Raw genomic sequence first — 23,267 nt, 5'->3', positions numbered from 1 at the left:
ACATGTATGCCTATTTTGCATCTGCAACATTCTCTTTTTCTTCTAATTTTCTTAACGCTCGCCATATCGTAAATCCAGAATAGCCTAGCATCAATATTCCCGGAACGATCATAAATACAATACTTCCATTAGGTGATTGAGCAAAACTACCGACGTATCCAACGTAAGGAATAGTGAATCCCTCATATGCACCTACAACATTATCTGCCAAAACTGGATTGCTATCTACAGCATTATTATTATCACCTTTTGTCGTATAAAGAACACCGCTTCCTGTTTCTTTTACCTCTGTAATCCTATGCGTAATCAGTTTATTGTCTTCTTCCATAAACGTAATGACATCGCCTTTTACGAAATTGCTTTTTTCTTCTTCTGTAATAGAACGTACAGCAATTATTGATCCTGTTTGAATATCAGGTTCCATTGACCCAGAAAGCACCGTCTTCAATTGATAGCCAAATACCTCTGGTTCCCCACCTGTCAACTTAGTTGATAGTACAAGAGCTGCTACACAAATCAGTAAAATCACAAGAACATTTGAAACAATTCGATTTATCCACTTTAAGACTTTCCTTGCTTTCATTCTTTCTCACCTTCCTGTTCGTTTGTTATTTCTTCTTTATTCTCTGCTTCTTTAAGATTTTGTTCTTTGCTTTTCACTGACGCGTTTGCCTCTTCTTTAACCTCTTCAACTTCCGTTTCGACTTCTTCTTCAATTACCTTTTCTTCTTTATCTTTGTCTTCTTTACTTTTATCTTCCTTTTTTTCTTCCGTACTTTCGGTTTCCTCTACAGTTGATTCGGATTCAACTTGCTTCACACCATTATCTTTCGTTTCATTCGTTTGCGGTTTTGACTCTTTTTCTTCTGTATTCTCAGTACTTTTATCTAGAGGATTTTCTTCTTTATCAGCCGTTTTCGAGGAAGGACAATTTATCTTTATCCACTTACTCCAAATCGTTTTACTACTAGAATCCCCAGCAATCTCTTTTGTCGTAAATACATAGACTCCAGGTGAACTTGCTTGGAAATTAAGTTTGGTTGATTTTCCTTTATCAAGCGGAGGGATTACCCCTTCACCTTTACCTAATTTTAGTTTCTTTCCGTGTTTTTCTGGATTTCCATTTTCAATATAATACACGTGATAAGAACTGCTTTCTTTCATATCTCCAGGTCCAGTGTTTTTTATATCTGTAGAAATTTTTACGGCCTTACAAGCTTTTATGTTGTCATTTCCTTTGGAGGTAAAACGTAAATAGCTATCCGGGTCTTCCCAAGTGCCAATCGTTACATCACCTGATGTTTCTTTCGAATTCGTAAAGTGTGCTGCTGTATCGGAAGTTACATAGTTAATTGAAAATAGAAGAACATACCAAATTAACGAAACTTTTAATAGCAGGAATAGCAATTGATTCTTTTGTTTAAATTTATTTAAACGACTCATTCGCAAACCTATCTCCGCCTTTCAAAATATCTACCTTTTATACATATTCATTAGCATGTAACTTTACGTTTTATGCTAATGAATATGTATAAATTTAATTTAGAAGGAGAATGAAAATACAATCTCCCTCTACATGCAATTACTTCATTCATTATTTATTGAAAATTAGGTTTCCCATCCCTTTGAATCGCCTCAAACTCCCATTTCAGTTTTAGGGAATCTTGTTGAAAATGATTTTGGTTCTTGTCATTTTCTACAAAACTGAATCGTACAGTAAATTTTTTAGGATTACTTTTCACCGTGAAATCTTCTAAAATCGTTTTTGGGTTATCAGTCAAATCCGCAAGCGTTTCTTTAAATACTACGTTCTCTTTTCCATTCACATGATATAAATATTCTACAAGTATGTGATCACCTAAATCGTCTCCATTATTTTTTTCGCCCTTGTCAATAACTTCGTAGGAGGAATTCAAGATAACTTCCTTCATGTCTACTGTTCCGTCATTTGTAAGTTCAAAATTTCCATTAATGGTGTCACCAGGGACGATGTTTTCTATCTTAATGATGGATTCCTTGTTTATCCCTAAGTCCAAGAGTCCCGCTGCAAACGTATTTGCAGTTTCCTCTGTATCTTTAAAGTAGGCAAATGTTCCACCCGTGACTAAACTGATACCTAGTGCAGCAGTAATGAAGCTGACGGTTAAACTTTTTTTTATGTTCAATAAGATTCTCCTCTCATGGGTTTATTGATTAGCTTATGATTATGGTATTTTTAATTTGATACTTATGTAGGAGGAGAAATACTCTCCTCCGGTTTCAACTTATCTAAGTTCGCCTTCTGTTTGATGAGCTGTAAATGTCCATTCAAGCTCTAATTTATCCCCTTGGAATTCATTTTGGTCTTCACCATTATCAACAAATTCGAATGCTACGTACATATTGTCACTTGTACCAGCTGATAAGCCACTATCTTCACCATTCAATCCAAAGAAATGAGTCACCCAACTTTGGACGTTTTCTACGCCATCAGGAGTCTGATTTTGAAGATCATATAAAGTTGTTTCAGAAATTACATCATTATAATCTCCAATAACCCAGCCATCGCCAGTTTTATCCGCATTTTCTAGGAATAGTACTTTAATATGTTTAGCAAAATCATCAGTATTGTCACCCTTCGCATCAATAACATTAGTTACTGTAGATATATCAACTGTTGAAATATCAAGTGATCCTTCATTTCCTAATACAAATTCACGAACCATTATATCTCCAGGTTTTAAATTATCTACATCAATAATTACAGTTGGATCTACTGATAAATCTAAAGTACCTGCTGCAAACGTATTATTCGTAGTTTCCGAGTCACTAAAATAAGCAAATACGCCCCCACCGATTAATCCTAATCCTAATACCGCTGTTGCTACCCCTGCACCTAATTTTTTCTTTAAACTCATTGTAAAATTCCTCCTTTAATTTTATAAAATGATTTCTTAAAAACTTGGCATGTGAAAAGATTCCTAAATGGAAACCTAAGCAACATGCAAAATGGGAATTTTTATATCCCACGTAGCTAACACTCAATTGTCGCTGTTCGCTCATAAGCTACTACTTTTACTGCTAAAACGAATACTATTTAACGAACGAAGCTGGATACAGCAACAACCCTCCTTTCATATGTAACCTGACAAACCGCTATCGTTCTTTATTAGCTGTTTTTAATTCTTAATAACGAACGATTTAATTGGAGTATAATTTATTTTCCTCAAATAAGAAACACTCAAATTCGTTCATTTATCCGTTATAAAGAACTATTTACTTTTAAATTCTCCCGTTTTCTTAAATATACTGACATTTTTAATTTTTTTAATTATTTAACGACCTTTATAATGAACAACAGTTTTTTTCTTTCAAACACCCTACTCTTTTTTGATAATTCGTTTAAAAATTTAGCCTTTAAAGTATCGTTTAAATTGGCTATACTTAATGTAAGCCTAATCATAAGGAGCATGTCCTATGAAGAAAATTTCGTTGTTTATTATTGTTATCGGTTTTGCATTCCTTGCTTTTGGTGGATTTCAATGGTATCAAACGGAAACGGCGCAAAAAGAAAGCATCGCTGAAGCACAAGCTTTGCTTGATGATAAAGCATCTTTCATTTCTGCCCCATCCAAAGATCAATCTGAACTAGCTAAGGATTTCTCGCCAGATACTGGGGAAACAGTTGGTATCCTACATATTCCAAAATTGGAGGCAGACCTTCCAATCGTTGAAGGTACACATGAGGACGAGCTTGCTAAAGGTGTCGGACATTATCAAGGGACTGCCTATCCTCTGCAAAACGACCAAATTGTATTATCTGGACACCGGGATACAGTGTTTCGTCGAATGGGAGAACTAGAGATTGGTGATATATTAACAATTCAATTACCTTATGGAGAATTTTCCTATGAAATTACAGATACCAAAATAGTGGATGCTGATGATCGTACAATTATTGTTCCGCATGATGAGGAAGTGTTAACATTAACAACCTGCTACCCTTTTTCATTTATAGGTAGTGCACCAGACCGGTATATTATTACTGCGCTTCCAGTTTCTAATGACATAAATGAGTAGACTTGCAATTTTCTATTAGAAACCTAAGGCAATCGCACGCCTTTAGCGAATGTCTTAGTTGCGCTGATGTGGAAAGAAATATGCAATCACTTTCTTTTCTGCCAAAAAAAATCTATACAGCACTTATGAAATCTTCATACATTTTTCATAGACTAAATTCACTATTTCGTTTATAATTTATCCAAGATTTGATATTTTTTTACATCATTCATCATTAAGAAGTCCTATAATTTTTACATTTTAATAAAGAGGAGAATACACGTGGTATCAAGATCTGACAAAAAACAAAATAAGAAAAAACGGAAATGGCTGCGATGGGTCGTAGGAATCGTAGTTGGATTATTTTTGCTAATTGGGGGATTTGTATTTTATTTATGGAATGAAGTGGGGGCAACGATTGAAACGATGCATAATCCATTAGCGAGAGACGAAGATCCGGATCGCCAAAAGCAAATCGATTCGATTTTTTCAAATAAAGACTCGCTAAATGCTTTACTTTTAGGTGTAGATGAACGTTCAGGAGATAAAGGTCGTTCTGATACAATGATTCTAATGTCCATAAATCCAAAAACAAATGAAATCATCATGCTTAGTATTCCGAGAGATACATATGTAAATATCCCGGGACGCGGTATGGATAAAATCAATCACGCGTATGCATTTGGTGGAGTTGATTTATCTGTTCAAACAGTAGAAGAAGCTTTTAATTTACCTGTTCATGTTTATGCGAGAGTGAATATGGAAGGATTTCAACAAGGAATTGACGCTTTAGGCGGAGTTACAGTTAACAACAGCTTGGCGTTTTCAAGTGGTGGACACACGTTCCCTGAAGGCCAAATTAGCCTGAATGGCGAAGAAGCACTTGACTATATTCGTATGCGTTATGAAGACCCGCGTGGCGATATGGGGAGAAATGAACGGCAACGTAATGTTATTGCTGCAGCAATGAATGAAGCAGCTAGTTTTTCCAGCATTACAAAGGTCGGAGAGATTCTTACCATTTTAGGCGATAATGTACAAACAGATTTAGATATGAAGAAAATTCAAACGTTATTTACAGACTATGCTGGTGCTAGACGAAGCATCACTACAATGGAGATAAATGGATCGGGACAAACTATTGGTGGTGTTTGGTATTATATGGTTCCAGATGAAGAGTTTAGCCGAATCACATCAGACATAACAGCTCATATGGAAGCAAAATAACAATACCCGTAATTACTAGAAAAGTCACCTGTATCTTGAAATAAACAGTGTGGCTTTTCTTCTCTGGACAAACTAATAAACTTATTTAACTAACATCTTTTCAGTTAAATAAGACTTGGGGGAATTGGTATGAAACGAATTATTATTTTATTTGCATTTCTACTCATTCTAGGTGCATGCTCTGAAAAAGATCAAGCAACACCGAATGATCGCTTTCAAGACTATGTAACACACTGGAACGAACTTAAATTTGATGAAATGTATGATTTATTTTCTGTAAATGCAGCTAATACATACTCTGAAGAACAGTCTGTATTACGCACACAAACTATCTATGAAGATATAGGTGTATCTGACCTTGAAGTGAGTTTTGAGGAATTAACGGAAGAACAGTTGGACGTAGCTATGGAAGAAGGAACGGCAACTATTCCATTTTCTGTCCAATTAGAAACACTTGCTGGACCGGTTAGTTTTGAACATGAAGCAACCCTTATTCAGCAAGATGATGAAACAGAAGATGAAGATTCAAAGAATTGGTATATTGAATGGGAAACTGGCTTTATCTTTCCTGATTTAAAAGAAAATGGTCAAATTCGTATACAGACAACGAATCCAAAACGCGGAGAAATTCTTGACCGTAATCAAATGCCACTAGCGATTAATGATACGATTTATGAGATTGGTATTGTTCCAGGCAATCTGGGTGACAATCCTGAACAGTCAAAACAGAAGGTTGCGGATCTTCTAGGAATGAGCACTGAAACAATCGATACGGCTTTGAACGCGGGATGGGTTGAGGATAATTTATTTGTCCCACTAAAAAGTGTACTTCCAGAAGAATCTTTTCTGTCCGAATTGTTAGCCATTGAAGGTGTCCAATCACAGGAAATTACTGGTCGTGTTTATCCTGCAGGTGAAGCAGCAACTCATCTTGTCGGTTATATCCGTAATGTAACATCCGATGATTTAGAAACACTTGACGCTGATCAGTACAGTGCAAACGACAAAATAGGGTCACGTGGGTTGGAACAGCTTTATGAAGAACAGCTAAAAGGAAAAAAAGGTGTAAGTATTCTTATTGCAAATGAGAATGAAGAGGATATTGTTCTTGCTGAGATTCCTGTTGAAGATGGAAAGACTATTACGACGACCATTGACATTAATATACAAGAAAAAATATTCAATACGTTTGAAGAAGATGCTGGTACAGCTGCTGCAGTTGATCCAAAGACTGGCGAAACGTTAGCGCTTGTAAGCAGTCCTTCCTTCGATCCGAATGAAGTTTTATATGGTACATCTGGTAACCTTTGGGGCGAATTAGAGGAAGACGAACGAAACCCTGTACTCAACAGATTTTCCGCTACCTTCGCACCTGGTTCTGTAATTAAACCAATTACAGGATCAATTGGATTGTCAAATGGTTCCATTGTGCTTGGTGAAGGTATAGAGATTAACGGCCTAACATGGAGTAATGGAGAAGGCTGGGGAGATTATGAAGTTCGTCGAGTTTCTACTTCTAACGGTCCTGTTGATCTTGCCGATGCATTAATACGCTCCGATAATATCTTTTTTGCGAGAAAAGCAGTTGAAATGGGTGCCGAAGCATACACAACTGGATTAAAAGACTTTGGCTTTGAAGAGGACTTCCCTTTTGAATACCCAATAACCGCATCAACTATTTCATCAAGCGGCAAATTAGATGATGAAGTCTTGCTAGCAAACGCTAGTTATGGACAAGGTGAGCTGGAAATGAATGTCCTTCATTTAGCAATGACGTATGCACCATTCTTAAATGATGGAAAAATGGTGAAACCAACCTTGCTTACAAGTGAAGAAACTGGACAAGTGTGGAAAGATGAGTTAGTTACTTCTGAACATGCAAATGCGATAAAGGATGCACTAAGAAAAGTTGTTACAGATGGTACTGCTCGAAACGCACAGGATGCAGATTTTCCGATTTCGGGGAAAACCGGTACTGCTGAGTTGAAATTAACGAATGATTCATCTGGTGATGAAAATGGTTGGTTTGTTGGCTACCCTACAGATGATCAAGATATGATTATTGCAATGATGGTTGAACAGGTACAAGATAAAGAAAGTGGTCTCGCTACGAAAAAGGTTACAGATGCATTTAAGGCAATTAAATAAAGCTATTCGTATTGAACCTTTCAACCACCAAAAATCTACTTCTCAATATGTGAGAAGTAGATTTTTTTGTAAGAGAATAACCTATTTAGAATTAGTTCATTACAGTAAGCGCTTACTTTAAATCGATTTATAATAGCTTTGTCAGTTTATAAAATGCATCTTCATCATATTTATCTAAAGCAATGTCAATTAATCTTTTAACATTTTCTCTTTCCATTTCACGAATAAAAAGAAGGGTCATTTTTTCTTGCTCTGTTTTAATTATGTTAGCGTCATCGTTTTGGTAATACGTTTCTGCGATAGAATGTAGCTGCTGAAGGAAATCAGGAATGGAGATGAGCTTGGACATTGTTACATTTACAACGTCTTTTCCGTTTTGAAAAGCAAAAACCGCATCTAGATTCTCCACTTTTTTCGTTTTACGGTTAATTCGAATCTCATTAGCTTCTACAGGAATAAATTGATAAACTTTTTTATTAATCACTACCGAAAAATATTGATATGCAAGTATAACTCGGACGTATTCCTCTTCTGTTTTAATGTAATACGGCTTTAGCATTTTAACAGTTACCATAGTTTACACCTCCTAGTTTTATAAACCTGTCAATCTAAATTTTCAGTTAATTAATTTTACACGAAATTATAGAATTATACAAGTGAAAATTTCATGGCACATACATAGATGTGCTGTACCTACTTCCCATAATTGAATACATAGTTAAAAGAAAAACCCAATCAACCTGACTGGGATTTTCTATGCTGAAACTTATACAACTGCCTGAGATACTATTTCCTACTTCATTTCCGGTATTACTCGAACTTCCCGGTCCATTGTTGAGTTACATAATGGACATGTTGGTTCTTCAGCAAAACTGAATGACTCTCTCATCCAGCCTTGACAGTCATCACTAGTACATGACCATACGTTTGTTTCCACCTCTGGAACCGGTTCTCTTGGTCCGCGAGAAAATGACATGATAGCATCCCCTTTCCTTCTACACTACTTATTATACTCCTTTTTCAGCATCAATGTAAGGGTATCTGAAATGAATCAACTATGCTTCTTGCTTTACCAGGTTTTCAAATACCTGCAGTGCTTTTGGCTGGAACTCATGGTAATTTTTAATGATAGAGAACTTTCGCTTTATTGGTGTACCCTCAACAAAGATTCTCTGGATTTTTTTAAGTTTTTGTTCCTTTTTAAATGTTAGATTGGAAAGCAAGCTTATCCCAAGGCCGGATTCAACCCCTTCTTTGATCGTTTGTGTGCTTCCAAATGTTAAAATCCTTTTTGGCTCTAAATTACTTCGTTGAAAAAAATCCTCAAGCATTTTTCTCGTTCCAGAACCTTCCTCGCGAATAATCCATGTTTCATTTTCTAAATCTTTTATAGAAATACATGCTTCCTCTTTAAAGGATTGGCCTGTCCCAGCAATTATATACATTTCATCTGTCGCAAATTGCCGGGTGGAAACCTGATGATGTGTAAAATTTCCCTCAACTAATCCAATATCGATTTCATGCTGTACAAGTTTTGCTCCAATGTCTTCTGTATTCCCTATTGTTACAGTTGGAATGATATTAGGAAATTCTTCTTGCAATTTAGCTAAAAACCTCGGAAGAACATACTCGCCAATTGTGTAGCTGGCTCCAATTTTCAATTGACCGCTTGGTTCATTTTCTAAATCAGAAACAAGAATTCGCATCTGATCATAGTTACGTAAAATTTTCTGGGCATATTGATAAACAATTTCTCCAGCTCTATTCAGTTCTACAAATTTATTACTTCTTTCTAGTAGTCGAACACCAAGCTCTTTTTCTAAAGCTGCAATATATTGACTGACTGCCGGTTGTGACATGTGTAATTCCTTGGCAGCTCTTGAAAAGTTTTTCCGCTGTGCTACTTCCTTAAAAACAATCAAATGCTGATCCACTAAAATATCCACCTCTTTCAATAGTATGAATCAATGCTAGGCTAAAGAACCATTATTCTCATTACGAATGAAAGATATTCTGACCGACTCTATTAACCCTTAGGAAAGTTTAATAATAAAGTTTACTTATTATTGTTATTCTAATAATTTATTTTCCTTATTATACAACTGGATCTATAATTGTGTATAGAATAATGAAATGAGGAATGAGAATGAGTACATTAACGAACAAATCCAATCATTGGAAAAGTCTTCTGTTAGGTATTGGATTTACATTTATTTTTGCTTTGGCTGGCTATTTACTATCCTTAATTCCCGGATTAAACCGAGTTGGTCCATTAGCTTGTGCAATCCTTTTGGCAATCGTTTATCGTCAAGCTTTTGGTTATCCGGAATTTTTTCGAAAGGGTATTGAGTTTTCATCAAAATATTTATTACGTTTAGCAATTATTTTATATGGATTAAAATTGAATATCGATGTAATTTTCCAGGATGGAATTGGTCTTCTTGTAAAAGGAGCAATAACCATTGTCTTCGCTATTTTAGTCACTGTGTATTTGGCAAAATTATTTAAAGGGAACACTCAGATTGCACTGTTACTCGGTGTTGGAACTGGAATTTGTGGTGCAGCTGCAATTGCGGCAGTAGCACCTATTGTAAAGGCCAAAGCAGAGGATACAGCAATCAGCGTCGGGATTATCGCATTAGTCGGTACTGTTTTCTCCATTATTTACGCTTTATTGTTGCCGATTCTTCCAATCTCTGATGTGCAATACGGCATTTGGTCTGGTCTAAGCTTACATGAGCTAGCACACGTAGCATTGGCTGCAGATCCTGCAGGTGAAGAAGCACTCGCTATGGCGCTTTTAGCTAAGCTTGGGCGTGTATTCTTATTAGTACCGTTATGCTTTGTCATGATTCTTTGGATAAGGAGCCGTAAATCACAAGCCGGGGCTGATCATGCAAAAGTTAAATTCCCTATGTTTTTATTAGGCTTTATCGCAATGAGTATTATTGGAAGCTATGTTCTTGGAAATGCGATTCCAGTAACAGACAGTGTTATGAATGGTATTAGTATTGCTACGACCTTCATCTTAACCTCCGCAATGGTTGGATTGGGGCTAAACGTCAGCTTAAAGGATGTGAAAAGTAAAGCACTTCGTCCGTTCTATGCAATGTTAATCACATCTGTGCTCGTATCAGTATTGATGTATTGGATTGCAGGTATTTAAAATAACTCACTATCACAGAGATTGAAAAAAGTGAGCTGCATTTCATCTTGCAGCTCACTTTCATTAGCTTATTTTGATAACGCAAATTTCTCAATCGCTTTAGCAACACCATCATTATTATTCGTATCTGTCTCGTGATTTGCTACTTTTTTAATCGCTTCTTGTGCATTTCCCATTGCAACACCAATACCGGCTTCTTGAATCATCTTGATGTCGTTTAGACTATCGCCAACAGCCATTACTTCATCCATCGTTATACCGATCTTATTACAAAGGAATTGTAGTGCTCTCGCTTTACTTACACCTTTCGGATTGACCTCCACATTTATTGGCAGGGAATTCGTTAACTCCAGCTCCTCATACTTGGAAAGCTCCGAAATCATAATATCTAATTTCTGTTTTTCTTCAGATTGGCAGCCAAACTTCAACCATTCATAGTCATTGAAATTACCTGGAGTTTCTTCTCGAAATACACCGCTTGTAGAGATCATCCACATCTCTACCCCGACTTGTGTACCAAGATTATACATTTTCTCGATTAACGCCGCATCCAAAAGATGCTGATCCAATAGTTCTTTTTCTACTGTCCATATTTGTCCACCATTTGCAGTTATTAAATAAGATTGAAGCTGCAGCTGTTCTGCGTATGGGTAGCACGTATGAATCCCACGCCCTGTACTTAGGACTACATGAATCCCTTTTTCCAAAGCCTGCTTTATCGCCATTTGTGTACGATGAGATACTTCGTGATCACTTGTTAATAATGTCCCATCCATATCTAGTGCAATTAACTGAATAGCTTTCTTTTCTACTGTCATTTAAATGCTCCTTTTCTTTACATGGTTTGTCTTTTCATCTGATTATCCTTTTCAAAAAATTTCGTTGTAATAAAAGGAATAAACAGTAATACAATTACAATGATAAATAATAATTGAATATTGTAGAAATCAACTATAAATCCACCAAGAACAGGTCCAATCATTCTTCCTAATGCCGCAATACTATTAACGATTCCTTGATAAAATCCACTACGTCCTTTTGGAGAAAGCTTGTTTGCAAGTGTTGGAATGGCTGGCCACACAAGGACCTCACCTATTGTTAAGATGACCATTGCAACAGCGAACATTGTAAAATTCTCAGCAAACATGGCAATCGTGAAGGAAATTATCAAGATACAGGTTCCAATATGAATATGCTGTTTTGGTGAAGTTATTCTATCTGTAAACCATTTTACCAGAGGTTGCGCCAGAACGATAAGAAAACCATTTATTGCCCATAGAGAACTATATTGTTCAAGCGGGATGCCAATCGATTGTGTATGGGAAGCAATTGTTGACTGCCATTGACTATATGCAATCCATACAACCAAGAATCCACTACATAAAATTAGTAATGAAATAAAAGCAGTTTTATTGTGAATTTTTGCCCGCTGCTCAAGGACTGACGTATGCATTTGACGATCTTTTGACTGATCCATTCCTTTGAACGTAAACAGTACTAACAGGAAAAAGAGAATAAACACAAGCGCATTTGCAATAAAAATATAATCAAATGAAAAGCTTGCCACATAGCCCCCAAGTGATGCTCCAAGTGCTACACCTAAATTCTGGGCAACATATACGGCATTAAATGCTCGACGGCCACCGTCTGGCCATAGGGAACCAGCCATCGCAAACATAATTGGCCAAGTGATACCATTTCCAAACCCAATAATAATTAATAAAATGGAGTAAGCCACGATACCATGATTAAACGCTAGAATAACGGAAGCAATCATTGCTAGAAATGTTCCTGCAAGAATTGTTTTATACGCACTATACTTATCATAAAGTGCTCCGCCAAGCAAGTTTCCCACAATGGATGCGCCTTGATTGAACATTAAAATGAACCCAGCAAAAGCAAGACTTTTACCAAGCTCATTATGCATATATATCGTATTTAAAGGCCATAGAAAAGAGCCACCAGTTACGTTGATTACAGTTGCAATCACTAGCAGCCAAATATACCTAGGCATATTTATCATCTTCCTTCATTCATGATTAACTAGACCAGTTTAATCCATTTCAGGACGCAAATCAATACTTCCTAGCAGTTTATTTCATCCAGAGCAAGTTAAACGAATTAATTATCAAAAAGGCAGATCATAAATAGATGAATTTCCAAGAGAAACTCAGCTGTTAATAATAGATTGATTCACATGAATTCCTATCATAAACAAGCAATTGCGATTTGGATTCCTTTAATTAAATCAGCATCAGCCCAGCTTGGTATATCTCTTTCAACCGCTAGCGGATGAGATGCCGGTATATGAATAAAGCCAGAAGGCACTTTTCGACCATTCTCCTCAAAATAATGCAAACCATGATACATGACATTATTACATAGGTAAGCTCCTGCTGTGTTCGAGATTTTCGCTGGTAACCCAAGCTTTTTTAACGATTCTACTATTTCATGGATTGGGAGCTTACTAAAATAACCGTCCGGACCACTTTCAAAGATTCTCTCTCCATTCGGCTTATATCCGAGATTATCAACTGGGCCATCATTACAATTAATCGCAATTCGCTCGGGCGTAATCTGATTACGCCCTGCTGCTAAACCAAGTGAAATGACAGCGTCAGGCTTATGCTTCTTCAACAATTCAATGAATTGCTTACCTGATTTATTAAATTCAACTGGTAAAACTTCACCGATAATTTGATAATCGTTTATTCTTTGACCATGCAGTTCATTAACAATCATTTCTGTTGGATTGATTGCGTTATTTAGAAAAGGTTCAAATCCAGTCAATAATAATTTCATTCTATTACTGCAACTCCCTCTTTACATTTAAATCTATTATACGATAAATTTAATAAATATTCGATTAACATATCTAATTCTTGTATCGCATCCTAATAATAAAAAAGGTGATCATTTAATAACCAGCTCAGCGTGATAAATAGTTTTCTACGAACAAAAGCGCAAGCGCCCGGTTAGCGACGTACTGACTGCGCCCCGTATTTTGGGGGTGGTTCGGCTTGCCGAACATTCTTACGTAGGAGATAAAGGAAACACGGCGACCGCAGGGAGTCGATGTTGACTTATCGTACGGAGGTGAGGGAAGTCTCGCTAGTCGCTGGGCGCTGGAGCTGGACGTAGCCGTTTAGGTAACTAAGTTATCCACAGCATTCAAATTTTATAGTTTTCTACTGAAAAAAGAGATGGATTTGTACCATCTCTCGTTTTATTTCTATTATCGATTTGCATGCAACTAGGCTTATCGCACGTTTTTCTGTACGACTATTACTAAAACTAAATAAGCTACCGGTAGTATTCCTGCTATCCCCACAATTGCATTCCACCCTGCTATATTCCAGATTGGTCCGACTGCAGAACTTCCAAGCGTAACACCAACATAATATGCCACTAAATACAGGCTCGATGCTCCACCTTTATGATGTGCAGCCTCCTCTGCGACAAAGGTTGCCGTCAATGAATGTGCGGTAAAAAAACCTAAACAGGATACGCATAAGCCAATTATGATTATTGGCAAGGATAAACTGAATGTCATTAAAATACCAGTCGATAGGACAAGGATTCCTATGATACGTACGACCTTAAGCCCCATCCCACCCGCTAGCCAGCCCGCAATCGGAGCTCCTATTACTCCAAATCCATAGGCAAAAAAGGTGTAAGAAATTGCTTTTGTCGAGAGTGAAAAAGGCTCTGCTTCCAGATGAAACGGCAAATAGGTCCATATAGATGTAAACGAAAGCTGGAGTACAGCCCCCATTCCAATAATCATAATAATAGTTGGATTTTTTAAATGAAAAATCATCCCTTCCAAGTCTTTACGAAATGATAGATTGCTCGCTTTAAAGAATCGAGACTTTGGCAAAAAAATAAAAACAAGTCCTACAATTAGTAATCCACCGCCTGCAAAAATATAGAATACAGTTTCCCAGGCATATATATCTGTTAGATAGCCAGCCAAAACTCTCCCAGCCATCCCGCCAAGTGCATTGCTAGCGATGTACAACGCCGTTGCAATTCCGACACTGGAACGGTCTATCTCCTCGTTTAAATAAGCAAGAGATGCAGCAGGTAATCCAGCTAGCGCAAAACCTTGAATAAACCGTAATAACACAAAAAGGTAAAACGAATCCAACATAGGAATTAATAGAAATGGGATAACCGATCCGATTAAAGAATATTTAATAATAGCTACTCTCCCAATTCGATCGGAGAAAAAACCAAGAATGATTAAACCAATAATCAAACCTACAATCGTCGCTGATAAGGTTAACGTCGCTTCTGATACAGATACTTTGAATTCCCTAACATACAACGGTAAAAGCGGCTGTACAATGTACATGCTCGCAAAAACAAAAAAGGATGCAAATGCTAAGCTTAAAGATATTTTCCAAAAATAGTAATCTTTTATATGATATTTTTGTGTATTCATTACACTACACTTCCTATGTACTTAATTATGCTAATGGTTTTAACTCTTACTATAGCACAATTTATGCAAAAATTAAAAATTATATTTCTGATTAATATGTATGGTATTTACAGTATTTCCTAGGAAATACACGGTGAAGACGGTGCAAAAGATCTACTTAAGAAGCCTTGACATGAAACCGATTGGTGTTATATAGTAATTACGAAACGAAAAGGTGTTATATGGAAGGAGCAGTTAAAATAGAAAACTTACAAGATATTAAACAAACTGTTATTGTAAATGCAACGATACAAAAAGTATGGGATACTGTATCTACATCAGAAGGTATTGCATCATGGTTTATGCCGAATGATTTTGAACCAATTGTTGGACAGGAATTCCACTTACAATCCCCATTTGGTCCATCCCCATGTAAAGTACTGGAAATAGATGAGCCAAACAAAATAATATTTTCATGGGATACAGAAGGTTGGATTATTTCCTTTCTATTAAAAGACTTAGGTAAAAAAACGGAATTTACGCTTATACATAGTGGCTGGAAAACAGAGGATACCGTTATTCAAAAAGCAAACGAGAAAAGCTCTATCATTCATGAAAGGATGAGTAATGGCTGGTCGAATATTATTCATAACAAACTTCGAAAGGTTACTGAAGCATAAGTGGCAGCACTAAAATATGATGTATTCCAAGCCATTTCTGATCCAACCAGAAGAGAAATTCTTCGTTTGCTCTCGACCAAAAAACGAGCTATCTCTGAAATAGCATCTCAATTTCCCGTTAGTCGAACAGCTATTGCTAAACACCTTCACGTACTTTCTGAGGCAAGTTTGGTAAGTGGTGAAAAGATAGGCAGAGAAAAGATTTATCAATTGCAGCCAGAACCGCTCACAGAAATAAAACAATGGTTAGCTTATTATGAACAATTTTGGACTAACAAATTATCAATTCTTAAGCATGTAGTTGAAAATGATGATGAATAGCAAATAAAGGCTTATTACATGTAATAAGCCTTTTCTCACTAGATACAAAAGGTCTAATAATATCCGCCCTCCTTATTCTATGAATTCTGAACTATACTTCTTCTTTCCACTCCATTGACTATTAAAAGAAAGTTTTATACTATAAATTCATTAGTTGGTTTAGCAAACAAATTAATGATAGCGCTACATTTTGGAAGAATAGTACTTCCCTATTTCGATTTTTTTATTGTAAGCGGATTAATAAACTTAATTTTAGGAGGAAATAGCATGGATTGGATTATGAATAATATGCCGATTATCTCACTTGTACTCGGTGTTGCTTTACTCTTGTTTTTAAATATGAAAGTGAAGCTTAATAGTGTACTAGCTCTAATCATATCAGCAATATTAGTTGGACTTTTAAATGGTATGCAGCTTACCGCAATTATTGATACGATTAAAGCCGGTTTAGGAAGTACGCTTGGAAGTTTAGCATTAATCATTGGGTTTGGTGCTGTACTTGGGAAATTAATGGTTGATTCAGGTGCTGCACAACGTATTGCTTCCACTCTATTAAATAAATTTGGCGTAAAAAATGTTCAATGGGCTCTCATTATTGTTGGTGCTATCTTTGGTATATCCGTATTCTATGAGGTTGCATTTATTATACTTGCCCCTCTCGTAATCAGCATTGCAATTGAAGCCAAGGTACCATATATGAAACTTGGGATTACAATGGTAGCGGCTACAACTTTATCTCATAGTCTATTCCCACCACAACCAGGACCAACAGCATTGGTTGAAGCTTATGGTGCGGATATGGGAATGGTCTACATGCTTGGAATTGTGGTGTTTATTCCAGCAGTTATTGCTGCCGGGATTATTCTACCAAGACTAATGAAAAATCTGGATCGTCCTGTTCCACCACTATTGGAAAAACCTAAGGAATTTACTGATGATGAAATGCCAGGGTTTGCTACAAGTGTTATCATTCCATTAATTCCTGCAATTATGATTTCCGCAGCAACAATTATAAATATGTTTATTGATGAAGGTACTTTTTTTCATGATCTAATCAACTTCCTAGGCAGTGCGGAAACAAGTCTGCTGCTTGCTGTATTAATTGCGGTCTATGTATTTGGTCTGCGCAGAGGACGTACAATGAATGAAGTAATGGATTCCTTCTCTGGTGCTATTAAGGGCATTGCTATGATTATCTTTATTGTTGGTGCTGGTGGGGCTTTTAAAGAAATCATTCTTGATTCAGGTGTAGGCGATTACATTGCTGGGATGATGGAAAACACGGTTGTCTCACCATTAATTATGGCGTGGTTTATTACAGCATTAATTCGTATCGCAACGGGTACTGGTGTTGTATCCGCAATTACGGCTGCTGGTATTGTAGGGCCTTTGATTACAACCTTTGATGTAAACCCTGTTTTAATGGTATTGGCAACAGCAGCTGGCAGTAACACAATTACACATGTGAATGATGCCTCCTTCTGGCTATTTAAAGAGTACTTCAACCTATCCATTAAAGATACATTCAAAACATGGGGATTATTACTATTCACTACATCTATTGTCGGATTGGGTATCGTTTTATTACTAGATCTATTATTCTTCTAAAGTTAAAGAGGACTGCATTCAAACTGAACGCAGTCCTCTTACTTATATTTAGCTTTCTCTCATTATCGCTTCCCGCAGCTCATTGGATTCATTCAAATCAACTATACGCTCGAGATCAAGTAATATGAGCAGGTGATTATCAACCTTCGCAACACCCTTTAAAAACGTTTCATGAATCCCAGCAACCAGTTTTGGTGCTGCCTGAATCTGATTTTGTTCAATATCTTTTACTTCTGTCGCAGCATCAACAATTAATCCGATTTGCATATTCTCAACAGAAACAACTAAAATACGGGTATCATTTGTTGTTGCCGACTCAGTAAGCATTAGTCGTTCTTTTAAATCAATAACTGGGGTTGTTTCACCACGCAATTCGGTAACGCCTTTAATAAACTTCGAAGAACGCGGAACCGCTGTAACTTCCTGCAATCTTTCAATAGAAATAACCTGCTGCACTGCAACACCAAAGGATTGATTATTTAATTTAAACACAATAAACTTTGTTACTTCCTCAGCCATTTAACTTCCTCCACTCTACTTAGGCATCAATTCATTTGGATCAATAATTAACGCAACCTCTCCATTGCCTAGAATCGTTGCACCAGATATGGCGAAAACATCTTTCAAATAATTTCCTAGTGATTTTAATACTACTTCTTGTTGTCCAATAAAGGAATCAACAATAAGCCCGGTTAGTTTTTCTCCTTTTTTCACAATCACAACAGAGTACTCTTTACTTTCATCCTCTTTCTGTGATGGCACTTCAAAAACAGTTGCCAGTGAGACAAGCGGAACTACTTTACCACGGAAATCCATAACCTTCTTCCCATGCGCAAACATCATTTGATCTTTTTCCAGGATAACTGTTTCTATAATCGAGGAAAGCGGGATTGCATAGATTTCCTTTTGCACATTTACGAGTAGTGTTGAAATAATGGATAGCGTAAGTGGCAATTGAATCGAGAATATACTTCCTCTACCCGGTTGTGACTCGATTGCAATTTGACCACCTAACGATTCAATTTTATTTTTCACCACATCTAAACCAACACCACGACCAGAAATATCAGATACTTTATCAGCTGTACTAAAACCAGATGAAAGTATCAAGTTAGCTATTTCATCTTTTGTCAGCATGTCTGCTTCAGCTGTTGTAATAATCCCATTTTCAATTGCCTTTTTCTTAACCTTTTCATGGTTAATACCAGCGCCATCATCTTCAATTTCTATGAAAACATGGTTGCCACTATGGAAAGCTCGAAGTGTCAGTTTCCCTTCTTCCGACTTTCCTGCTCGCTTTCGTACTTCCGGCAGTTCAATGCCATGATCGACTGAATTACGAATTAAATGAACTAAAGGATCACCAATCTCATCAATTACCGTACGATCAAGCTCTGTATCGGCTCCAATAATCTCCAAATCAATATGCTTTCCTAAATCTTTTGCAAGCCCGCGAATCATTCGAGGGAAACGATTAAATACTTGGTCAATTGGCACCATTCGCATCGCTAAAATAAGACTTTGCATATCGCTTGAAACCCGACTAATGTGCTCGACCGTGTCCGTTAGTTCCTGGTTCTCCATACCTTCAGCAATTACTTCCAATCTACTTCGATCAATAACAACCTCTTCAAATAAATTCAATAGATTATCAATCTTTTCCAAGTTAACACGGATCGTTTTGGAGGCATGATTCACTACAGCTGGCGCACTTTTTTCAGTAGTTGCTGCAACCTCTTCCGCCGCTGTTTGCGCATCTAGCTTTTCTTCTAAAATAGGTTCTTCTTGCTGCTCTTCAGAAACGGTTGTAGTCAAGCTCTCCATCTCTACATCTTTCACTTCTGATACTTTGCTTATGATGTCTTTTACCATCTCTGGGGCTACTGTTGATAGGAAAATCATTAAAAAGCTTTGTCCGAAATTCCCCTCCTCAATTTCTTCAACAGATGGATTGGTATGAATAATTTCTCCATGGTCCTCTAACGCTTCAAAAACCATATAAGCACGTGCACCTTTTAAAATACATTCTTCCGTCAATTCGACTGTTATTTGGTATGGTGAAAACCCTTGATCTTTTGCTTGTTCAACAATTGTAACTTGGAATTCATCAAGTCCAAGCATATCTGTTTGAACTGTGTTTACTTCTTCGGCTGTAGCAAGCCGTTCTATTTGCACATCTTGCTTGCCATTCTCGATCTGATCCAAACGATGAACTAATTCGGAAACATCTTTCTTTCCATCGTTTCCCGCTTGAATGGAACCAACCATGTCTTCCAGAGCATCAATTGCTAAGAAGATAACATCAATTATGGTCGTTGAAACATTCAATTTATGGTTGCGAATCATGTCTAGTACATTTTCCATTTTATGTGTTAGGGATGCAATATCTTCATATCCCATTGTTGCAGCCATACCCTTTAATGTATGTGCGGAACGGAAAATCTCATTCACTAAATTTAAATCTTCGGGTTGCTTTTCTAATTGAAGTATACTGTCATTAACTGCCTGTAAATGTTCTCGGCTTTCTTCCAAAAACACCTCTAAATATTGATCCGTATCCATAAAAGCATTTCCTTTCTATTTCCATTTTGTCAATTTAAGGTTGTATAAAGAGAAAATTCATGCAGTAGGGGATTCCCTTCCCTTACTCCTCCACTGCATATTAGTTGAACAGAATAAGGAGTTTACAGACTGTTCACCTTCACGTTTTTTGTATTTTCACGATTTGAAATTGGGGTATTACAGTCCGTTAACGCGTGATAAATTCTACCACGATTTTAAGCATAGTTAATTACTATACACAAAACCTTTATCATTATCTTATGTAGGTTAAAGTTCCTATCTTTTATATCGACAAAAAACACGATTTATAAAGGAGTATTTTAGGAATCCCGCAATTCTACCTAGAGGATAAACAGAAAATTAATATATTCTTTGACTCGTACCAATTACCATTGAAGCAATATGCATCAATCTAGTAATAAATATATATCTAATTTCCCTATTTTTTCAAATTCTACAGAGAGCTCCACTGCTTTTTCATAGCCTGATAAAGTAGTAGTTCCTTGCAAAATAGTTGGTGCTGTTATGTCTGTCTTGATACCATTTTGAACAATCGTTGTAGAAAGGTTACCAGCTAGCATATTTCCTAGCTCACCACTAAAGGAAGCAAGCATCTCCCCTTCCACAGCCATTCCAAACATCGCTTCACCTATCGCCGCAAAAACAGATGGGTCACCTGCAAGAATCAGCTTTCCTTTGGCATCTCCTGTAAATCCGATTAAAACGCCAAAAGATAGTGATAATGAAGTTCCCACCAATGTGGGCTTTGCTATTTCACATGGAATCGGAATGATTGATTTCAAAGATGTATTCATTCCATTTAATAAAAATACGACTGAACGATTACGTTCCTCTTTTGTTGATATCATTGGGTACCCCCTATTATTTATGTTTAACAAGTCAATTTGGACTGGTTAAAAAGAACTATATAATATTAATACTTTATCTATATCGGAACATACGGGAGAATTTGTAGCAAACTAGCTATATTTTTTGGAATATTTTTAGCCAGTAGTCAAGTCTTCTTTATCGTATCATGAGTCGAGTGAAGCCTCGATACGACTTTGTGGACGCTGCTGCAGCGGAATTTAAGTTATCCACAGCATTCAAATTTTATATTTTTCCACACAATAAAATGGAGCTAAACATCAGTAGTTTAGCTCCTAAGCTCACATAAAACTCCACATTGATATAGTAGTTTTTTATTCCTTGCTGTCTTGTTAGTTTGTTAGAAATTTATTATTTAGTCTTCCACATGAATTTCATAGTTAGGTAAAATCAAAACCTCAACTCGTCTGTTTTTCGCCCTATTTTCTTTACTTGTATTGGGAACAATTGGTTTATACTCTCCAAAACCTTTTGCGCTAAAAAGCGTTGGGTCAAGCGATTCATTTTCTAAAACAAGCCGCATGAAGTTAAGTGCACGGGTAACACTCAGTTCCCAATTGGATTCAAACGGCGAGTCGCCAATTGGCACATCATCTGCATGCCCGCTAATTACAATCTGATGTGGAGGCTCTGTGTACAGTAAATTGGAAACTTCCTGTGCAATCGATATTCCTTCTTGCTTCACTTCAGCACTACCTGAATCAAAAAATACATCATTCACAATTGTAACTAATAACCCTTCTTCTGTGAGTTCTGTACCAAACGCATCGGCTAGGTTATTTTCATAAATATAGTTTTGGATTGTCGAGTTTAGTTCTTCAAGATGCAGAAGTTCACCCTCCCCATCCGAAATTGTTTCATCCATTTCTTCTTCCGAATCCTCTTGATTGTCTTTTTCAAGTTCTCCAGAATCAACTGGTGTCTTGACTGGAATTTCATGATTCTCAAGAATCCCGCTGCCTCCACCAGAAAACTGATCACGAAATACACCTGAAAGCTGTTCGTACTTTTGTACGTTTATATCACTCATTGCGAACAATACAATAAATAGAGCAACTAGAAGCGTTAATAAATCAGAGTATGGGAGAAGCCAAGATTCATCAATATGTGATTGCTTCTTTTTCTTCCTTCTACTCATCTGAATTCACCTGTTTCATCGCAGCTAATTCTTTAGAAGAAAGCAGTGAACCAAGCTTCTCTCGTACAATCAGCTGGGAATCGCCAGTAGTAATAGAAAGAATTCCTTCTACCATGATTTCCTTTTGCAGTACTTCTTTTTTAGATTTCTCTCGTAACTTATTTGCAAATGGATGCCATAATACATAACCAGTAAAAATTCCTAATAATGTCGCAATAAAGGCAGCCGAAATAGCAGCACCTAATGCTTCCATATTAGACATATCACCAAGGGCCGCAATTAAACCAATAACCGCCCCCAGTACTCCAAGGGTAGGTGCATAGGTGCCAGCCTGTGTGAAAACGGCAGCCCCTTCTTCGTGTCGCTGCTCCATCGCACTAATCTTCTCCAGCATAATATCTTTAATGAAATCTGGAGATTGTCCATCAATTGCTAGTTGCAGCCCAGATGCTAGGAATGGATCCTCTACTTCATTTACCTGCTCTTCCAACGATAAGATACCTTCTCTACGTGTTTGATCTGCCCAGCTACTGAACATTTCAACTAATTCCCTCGTATTTGTTTTGTTCGTTTCCGTAAATAAAATTTTAAATAGAGTAGGTACATTTTTAAGTGTACTCGTTGGAAATGCTATTGTGACAGCAGCAACTGTCCCTAGTATAATGATTAATAGAGCAGCAGGATTTATCAGTGCTGTAACACCTACCCCTTTTAGCACCATTCCAACTCCTACTGCAATTAATCCTAATATTAATCCAATAATTGATGTTTTATCCATTGTTGACCTCCTGATAAATCTGTGTCAGATTCATATAAACTTCTATATTTAATTATCGGCAAATTTATAGAGTAATGAAGGTGTTTATTAAATGTAAAATAATAATTTATTAGGAGGGATTAAAATGAAGTTACCTGTTGAAGGATATAAAATTAAAAATGAGGCTGAGACATAACTAGCCTAAATTACTGAAAAATGGTTCCGATCATCGGTTTTTGATGATCGGAACCATTTTGCTTTGGATTATTTTTATTATCTACTGTTTGATTTCTGTTCATGGCGGTGTA

General features: G+C 36.7%; 23 protein-coding genes. 7 read left to right on the top strand and 16 right to left on the bottom strand.

Going from position 1 to position 23,267, the window contains the following annotated elements; genetic code table 11:
* Positions 1-10: 10 nt before the first annotated feature.
* From sipW to D1B32_RS22285, 4 genes are all read right to left on the bottom strand, one after another.
* Positions 11-583, bottom strand: coding sequence for a signal peptidase I SipW (sipW, locus tag D1B32_RS22300; RefSeq protein WP_095311107.1), 573 nt, complete (start codon positions 581-583; stop codon positions 11-13).
* Positions 580-1,443, bottom strand: coding sequence for an amyloid fiber anchoring/assembly protein TapA (tapA, locus tag D1B32_RS22295; protein ID WP_147379917.1), 864 nt, complete (start codon positions 1,441-1,443; stop codon positions 580-582). Before tapA ends, sipW begins: the two co-directional genes overlap by 4 nt.
* Positions 1,444-1,598: 155 nt before the next feature.
* A complete protein-coding gene (locus D1B32_RS22290) occupies positions 1,599-2,165 on the bottom strand; it encodes a TasA family protein (RefSeq protein ID WP_158586316.1) in 567 nt (188 codons plus the stop codon).
* 99 nt (positions 2,166-2,264) lie between these two features.
* Entirely contained in the window at positions 2,265-2,897 is a 633-nt protein-coding gene (locus tag D1B32_RS22285) for a TasA family protein (RefSeq protein WP_118890443.1), read from the bottom strand.
* Between the two features lie 559 nt (positions 2,898-3,456).
* On the opposite strand from D1B32_RS22285, the gene D1B32_RS22280 reads away from it, so the two are divergent.
* The 3 genes from D1B32_RS22280 to D1B32_RS22270 all read left to right on the top strand — a co-directional run bounded on the left by D1B32_RS22280 (position 3,457) and on the right by D1B32_RS22270 (position 7,413).
* On the top strand, positions 3,457-4,059 hold the full coding sequence (locus D1B32_RS22280; RefSeq protein WP_095311100.1) for a class D sortase, LPxTATN-specific: 603 nt from the start codon (positions 3,457-3,459) through the stop codon (positions 4,057-4,059).
* Between the two features lie 261 nt (positions 4,060-4,320).
* Entirely contained in the window at positions 4,321-5,265 is a 945-nt protein-coding gene (locus tag D1B32_RS22275) for an LCP family glycopolymer transferase (RefSeq protein ID WP_095311098.1), read from the top strand.
* Positions 5,266-5,394: 129 nt separating this feature from the next.
* A complete protein-coding gene (locus D1B32_RS22270) occupies positions 5,395-7,413 on the top strand; it encodes a penicillin-binding transpeptidase domain-containing protein (RefSeq protein ID WP_095311096.1) in 2,019 nt (672 codons plus the stop codon).
* A 127-nt stretch (positions 7,414-7,540) separates the two neighbouring features.
* On the opposite strand, the gene D1B32_RS22265 is transcribed toward D1B32_RS22270, so the two are convergent.
* From D1B32_RS22265 to D1B32_RS22255, 3 genes are all read right to left on the bottom strand, one after another.
* A complete protein-coding gene (locus D1B32_RS22265) occupies positions 7,541-7,987 on the bottom strand; it encodes an IDEAL domain-containing protein (protein WP_095311094.1) in 447 nt (148 codons plus the stop codon).
* A gap of 219 nt (positions 7,988-8,206) precedes the next feature.
* Complete coding sequence (locus tag D1B32_RS22260; protein ID WP_095311092.1) at positions 8,207-8,389, bottom strand: cold-shock protein; 183 nt, start codon at positions 8,387-8,389, stop codon at positions 8,207-8,209.
* 79 nt (positions 8,390-8,468) lie between these two features.
* Complete coding sequence (locus D1B32_RS22255) at positions 8,469-9,347, bottom strand: LysR substrate-binding domain-containing protein (RefSeq protein WP_095311090.1); 879 nt, start codon at positions 9,345-9,347, stop codon at positions 8,469-8,471.
* A 212-nt stretch (positions 9,348-9,559) separates the two neighbouring features.
* Between D1B32_RS22255 and D1B32_RS22250 the strand changes: the two genes are divergently transcribed.
* Positions 9,560-10,579: a YeiH family protein gene (locus D1B32_RS22250; protein ID WP_095311088.1), complete on the top strand. Its 1,020-nt coding sequence runs from the start codon at positions 9,560-9,562 to the stop codon at positions 10,577-10,579.
* Positions 10,580-10,647: 68 nt separating this feature from the next.
* On the opposite strand, the gene D1B32_RS22245 is transcribed toward D1B32_RS22250, so the two are convergent.
* The 4 genes from D1B32_RS22245 to D1B32_RS22230 form a co-directional block, all read right to left on the bottom strand.
* Positions 10,648-11,397: a Cof-type HAD-IIB family hydrolase gene (locus D1B32_RS22245; protein ID WP_118890442.1), complete on the bottom strand. Its 750-nt coding sequence runs from the start codon at positions 11,395-11,397 to the stop codon at positions 10,648-10,650.
* Positions 11,398-11,414: 17 nt separating this feature from the next.
* The gene (locus D1B32_RS22240; RefSeq protein ID WP_118890441.1) at positions 11,415-12,593 is read right to left on the bottom strand and encodes an MDR family MFS transporter; all 1,179 of its coding nucleotides are present in this window, start codon (positions 12,591-12,593) and stop codon (positions 11,415-11,417) included.
* Positions 12,594-12,787: 194 nt separating this feature from the next.
* The gene (locus D1B32_RS22235; RefSeq protein WP_118890440.1) at positions 12,788-13,381 is read right to left on the bottom strand and encodes a pyroglutamyl-peptidase I; all 594 of its coding nucleotides are present in this window, start codon (positions 13,379-13,381) and stop codon (positions 12,788-12,790) included.
* A 457-nt stretch (positions 13,382-13,838) separates the two neighbouring features.
* Complete coding sequence (locus tag D1B32_RS22230) at positions 13,839-15,026, bottom strand: MFS transporter (protein ID WP_118890439.1); 1,188 nt, start codon at positions 15,024-15,026, stop codon at positions 13,839-13,841.
* A 221-nt stretch (positions 15,027-15,247) separates the two neighbouring features.
* On the opposite strand from D1B32_RS22230, the gene D1B32_RS22225 reads away from it, so the two are divergent.
* The 3 genes from D1B32_RS22225 (at position 15,248) to D1B32_RS22215 (ending at position 17,614) form a co-directional block, all read left to right on the top strand.
* Positions 15,248-15,685 (top strand): SRPBCC family protein, encoded by a 438-nt coding sequence (locus D1B32_RS22225; RefSeq protein WP_118890438.1) that lies wholly within the window; start codon positions 15,248-15,250, stop codon positions 15,683-15,685.
* On the top strand, positions 15,686-16,006 hold the full coding sequence (locus D1B32_RS22220) for an ArsR/SmtB family transcription factor (RefSeq protein WP_095311077.1): 321 nt from the start codon (positions 15,686-15,688) through the stop codon (positions 16,004-16,006).
* 267 nt (positions 16,007-16,273) lie between these two features.
* Positions 16,274-17,614, top strand: a complete 1,341-nt coding sequence (locus D1B32_RS22215; RefSeq protein WP_095311075.1) for a gluconate:H+ symporter — start codon at positions 16,274-16,276, stop codon at positions 17,612-17,614.
* A gap of 48 nt (positions 17,615-17,662) precedes the next feature.
* Here D1B32_RS22215 and D1B32_RS22210 read toward each other — a convergent pair whose 3' ends face one another.
* The 5 genes from D1B32_RS22210 to motA form a co-directional block, all read right to left on the bottom strand.
* Complete coding sequence (locus D1B32_RS22210; RefSeq protein ID WP_095311073.1) at positions 17,663-18,133, bottom strand: chemotaxis protein CheW; 471 nt, start codon at positions 18,131-18,133, stop codon at positions 17,663-17,665.
* 15 nt (positions 18,134-18,148) lie between these two features.
* Entirely contained in the window at positions 18,149-20,176 is a 2,028-nt protein-coding gene (locus tag D1B32_RS22205; RefSeq protein WP_118890437.1) for a chemotaxis protein CheA, read from the bottom strand.
* Positions 20,177-20,583: 407 nt separating this feature from the next.
* Complete coding sequence (locus D1B32_RS22200) at positions 20,584-21,045, bottom strand: chemotaxis protein CheX (RefSeq protein WP_095311070.1); 462 nt, start codon at positions 21,043-21,045, stop codon at positions 20,584-20,586.
* A 374-nt stretch (positions 21,046-21,419) separates the two neighbouring features.
* On the bottom strand, positions 21,420-22,202 hold the full coding sequence (gene motB / locus D1B32_RS22195; protein WP_118890436.1) for a flagellar motor protein MotB: 783 nt from the start codon (positions 22,200-22,202) through the stop codon (positions 21,420-21,422).
* Positions 22,195-22,980, bottom strand: coding sequence for a flagellar motor stator protein MotA (motA, locus tag D1B32_RS22190; RefSeq protein ID WP_095311067.1), 786 nt, complete (start codon positions 22,978-22,980; stop codon positions 22,195-22,197). The genes motB and motA overlap by 8 nt, the downstream gene beginning before the upstream one ends.
* Between the last annotated feature and the right edge of the window lie 287 nt (positions 22,981-23,267).

Source organism: Oceanobacillus profundus (genome assembly GCF_003515705.1).
GTDB lineage: Bacteria > Bacillota > Bacilli > Bacillales > Amphibacillaceae > Oceanobacillus > Oceanobacillus profundus.
The sequence above is the reverse complement of the archived record's forward strand: the minus strand, read 5'-3'. Positions and strand labels throughout refer to the sequence as shown.

Coding starts and splice junctions, on each gene's coding strand:
- D1B32_RS22210 (WP_095311073.1), bottom strand. CDS start 18,133: ATGGCTGAGGAAGTAACAAAGTTTATTGTGTTTAAATTAAATAATCAA.
- D1B32_RS22235 (WP_118890440.1), bottom strand. CDS start 13,381: ATGAAATTATTATTGACTGGATTTGAACCTTTTCTAAATAACGCAATC.
- D1B32_RS22240 (WP_118890441.1), bottom strand. CDS start 12,593: ATGCCTAGGTATATTTGGCTGCTAGTGATTGCAACTGTAATCAACGTA.
- motA (WP_095311067.1), bottom strand. CDS start 22,980: ATGGATAAAACATCAATTATTGGATTAATATTAGGATTAATTGCAGTA.
- D1B32_RS22250 (WP_095311088.1), top strand. CDS start 9,560: ATGAGTACATTAACGAACAAATCCAATCATTGGAAAAGTCTTCTGTTA.
- sipW (WP_095311107.1), bottom strand. CDS start 583: ATGAAAGCAAGGAAAGTCTTAAAGTGGATAAATCGAATTGTTTCAAAT.
- D1B32_RS22285 (WP_118890443.1), bottom strand. CDS start 2,897: ATGAGTTTAAAGAAAAAATTAGGTGCAGGGGTAGCAACAGCGGTATTA.
- D1B32_RS22270 (WP_095311096.1), top strand. CDS start 5,395: ATGAAACGAATTATTATTTTATTTGCATTTCTACTCATTCTAGGTGCA.
- D1B32_RS22205 (WP_118890437.1), bottom strand. CDS start 20,176: ATGGATACGGATCAATATTTAGAGGTGTTTTTGGAAGAAAGCCGAGAA.
- D1B32_RS22265 (WP_095311094.1), bottom strand. CDS start 7,987: ATGGTAACTGTTAAAATGCTAAAGCCGTATTACATTAAAACAGAAGAG.
- D1B32_RS22215 (WP_095311075.1), top strand. CDS start 16,274: ATGGATTGGATTATGAATAATATGCCGATTATCTCACTTGTACTCGGT.
- D1B32_RS22200 (WP_095311070.1), bottom strand. CDS start 21,045: ATGATATCAACAAAAGAGGAACGTAATCGTTCAGTCGTATTTTTATTA.
- D1B32_RS22230 (WP_118890439.1), bottom strand. CDS start 15,026: ATGAATACACAAAAATATCATATAAAAGATTACTATTTTTGGAAAATA.
- D1B32_RS22245 (WP_118890442.1), bottom strand. CDS start 11,397: ATGACAGTAGAAAAGAAAGCTATTCAGTTAATTGCACTAGATATGGAT.
- D1B32_RS22260 (WP_095311092.1), bottom strand. CDS start 8,389: ATGTCATTTTCTCGCGGACCAAGAGAACCGGTTCCAGAGGTGGAAACA.
- motB (WP_118890436.1), bottom strand. CDS start 22,202: ATGAGTAGAAGGAAGAAAAAGAAGCAATCACATATTGATGAATCTTGG.
- D1B32_RS22280 (WP_095311100.1), top strand. CDS start 3,457: ATGAAGAAAATTTCGTTGTTTATTATTGTTATCGGTTTTGCATTCCTT.
- D1B32_RS22225 (WP_118890438.1), top strand. CDS start 15,248: ATGGAAGGAGCAGTTAAAATAGAAAACTTACAAGATATTAAACAAACT.
- tapA (WP_147379917.1), bottom strand. CDS start 1,443: ATGAGTCGTTTAAATAAATTTAAACAAAAGAATCAATTGCTATTCCTG.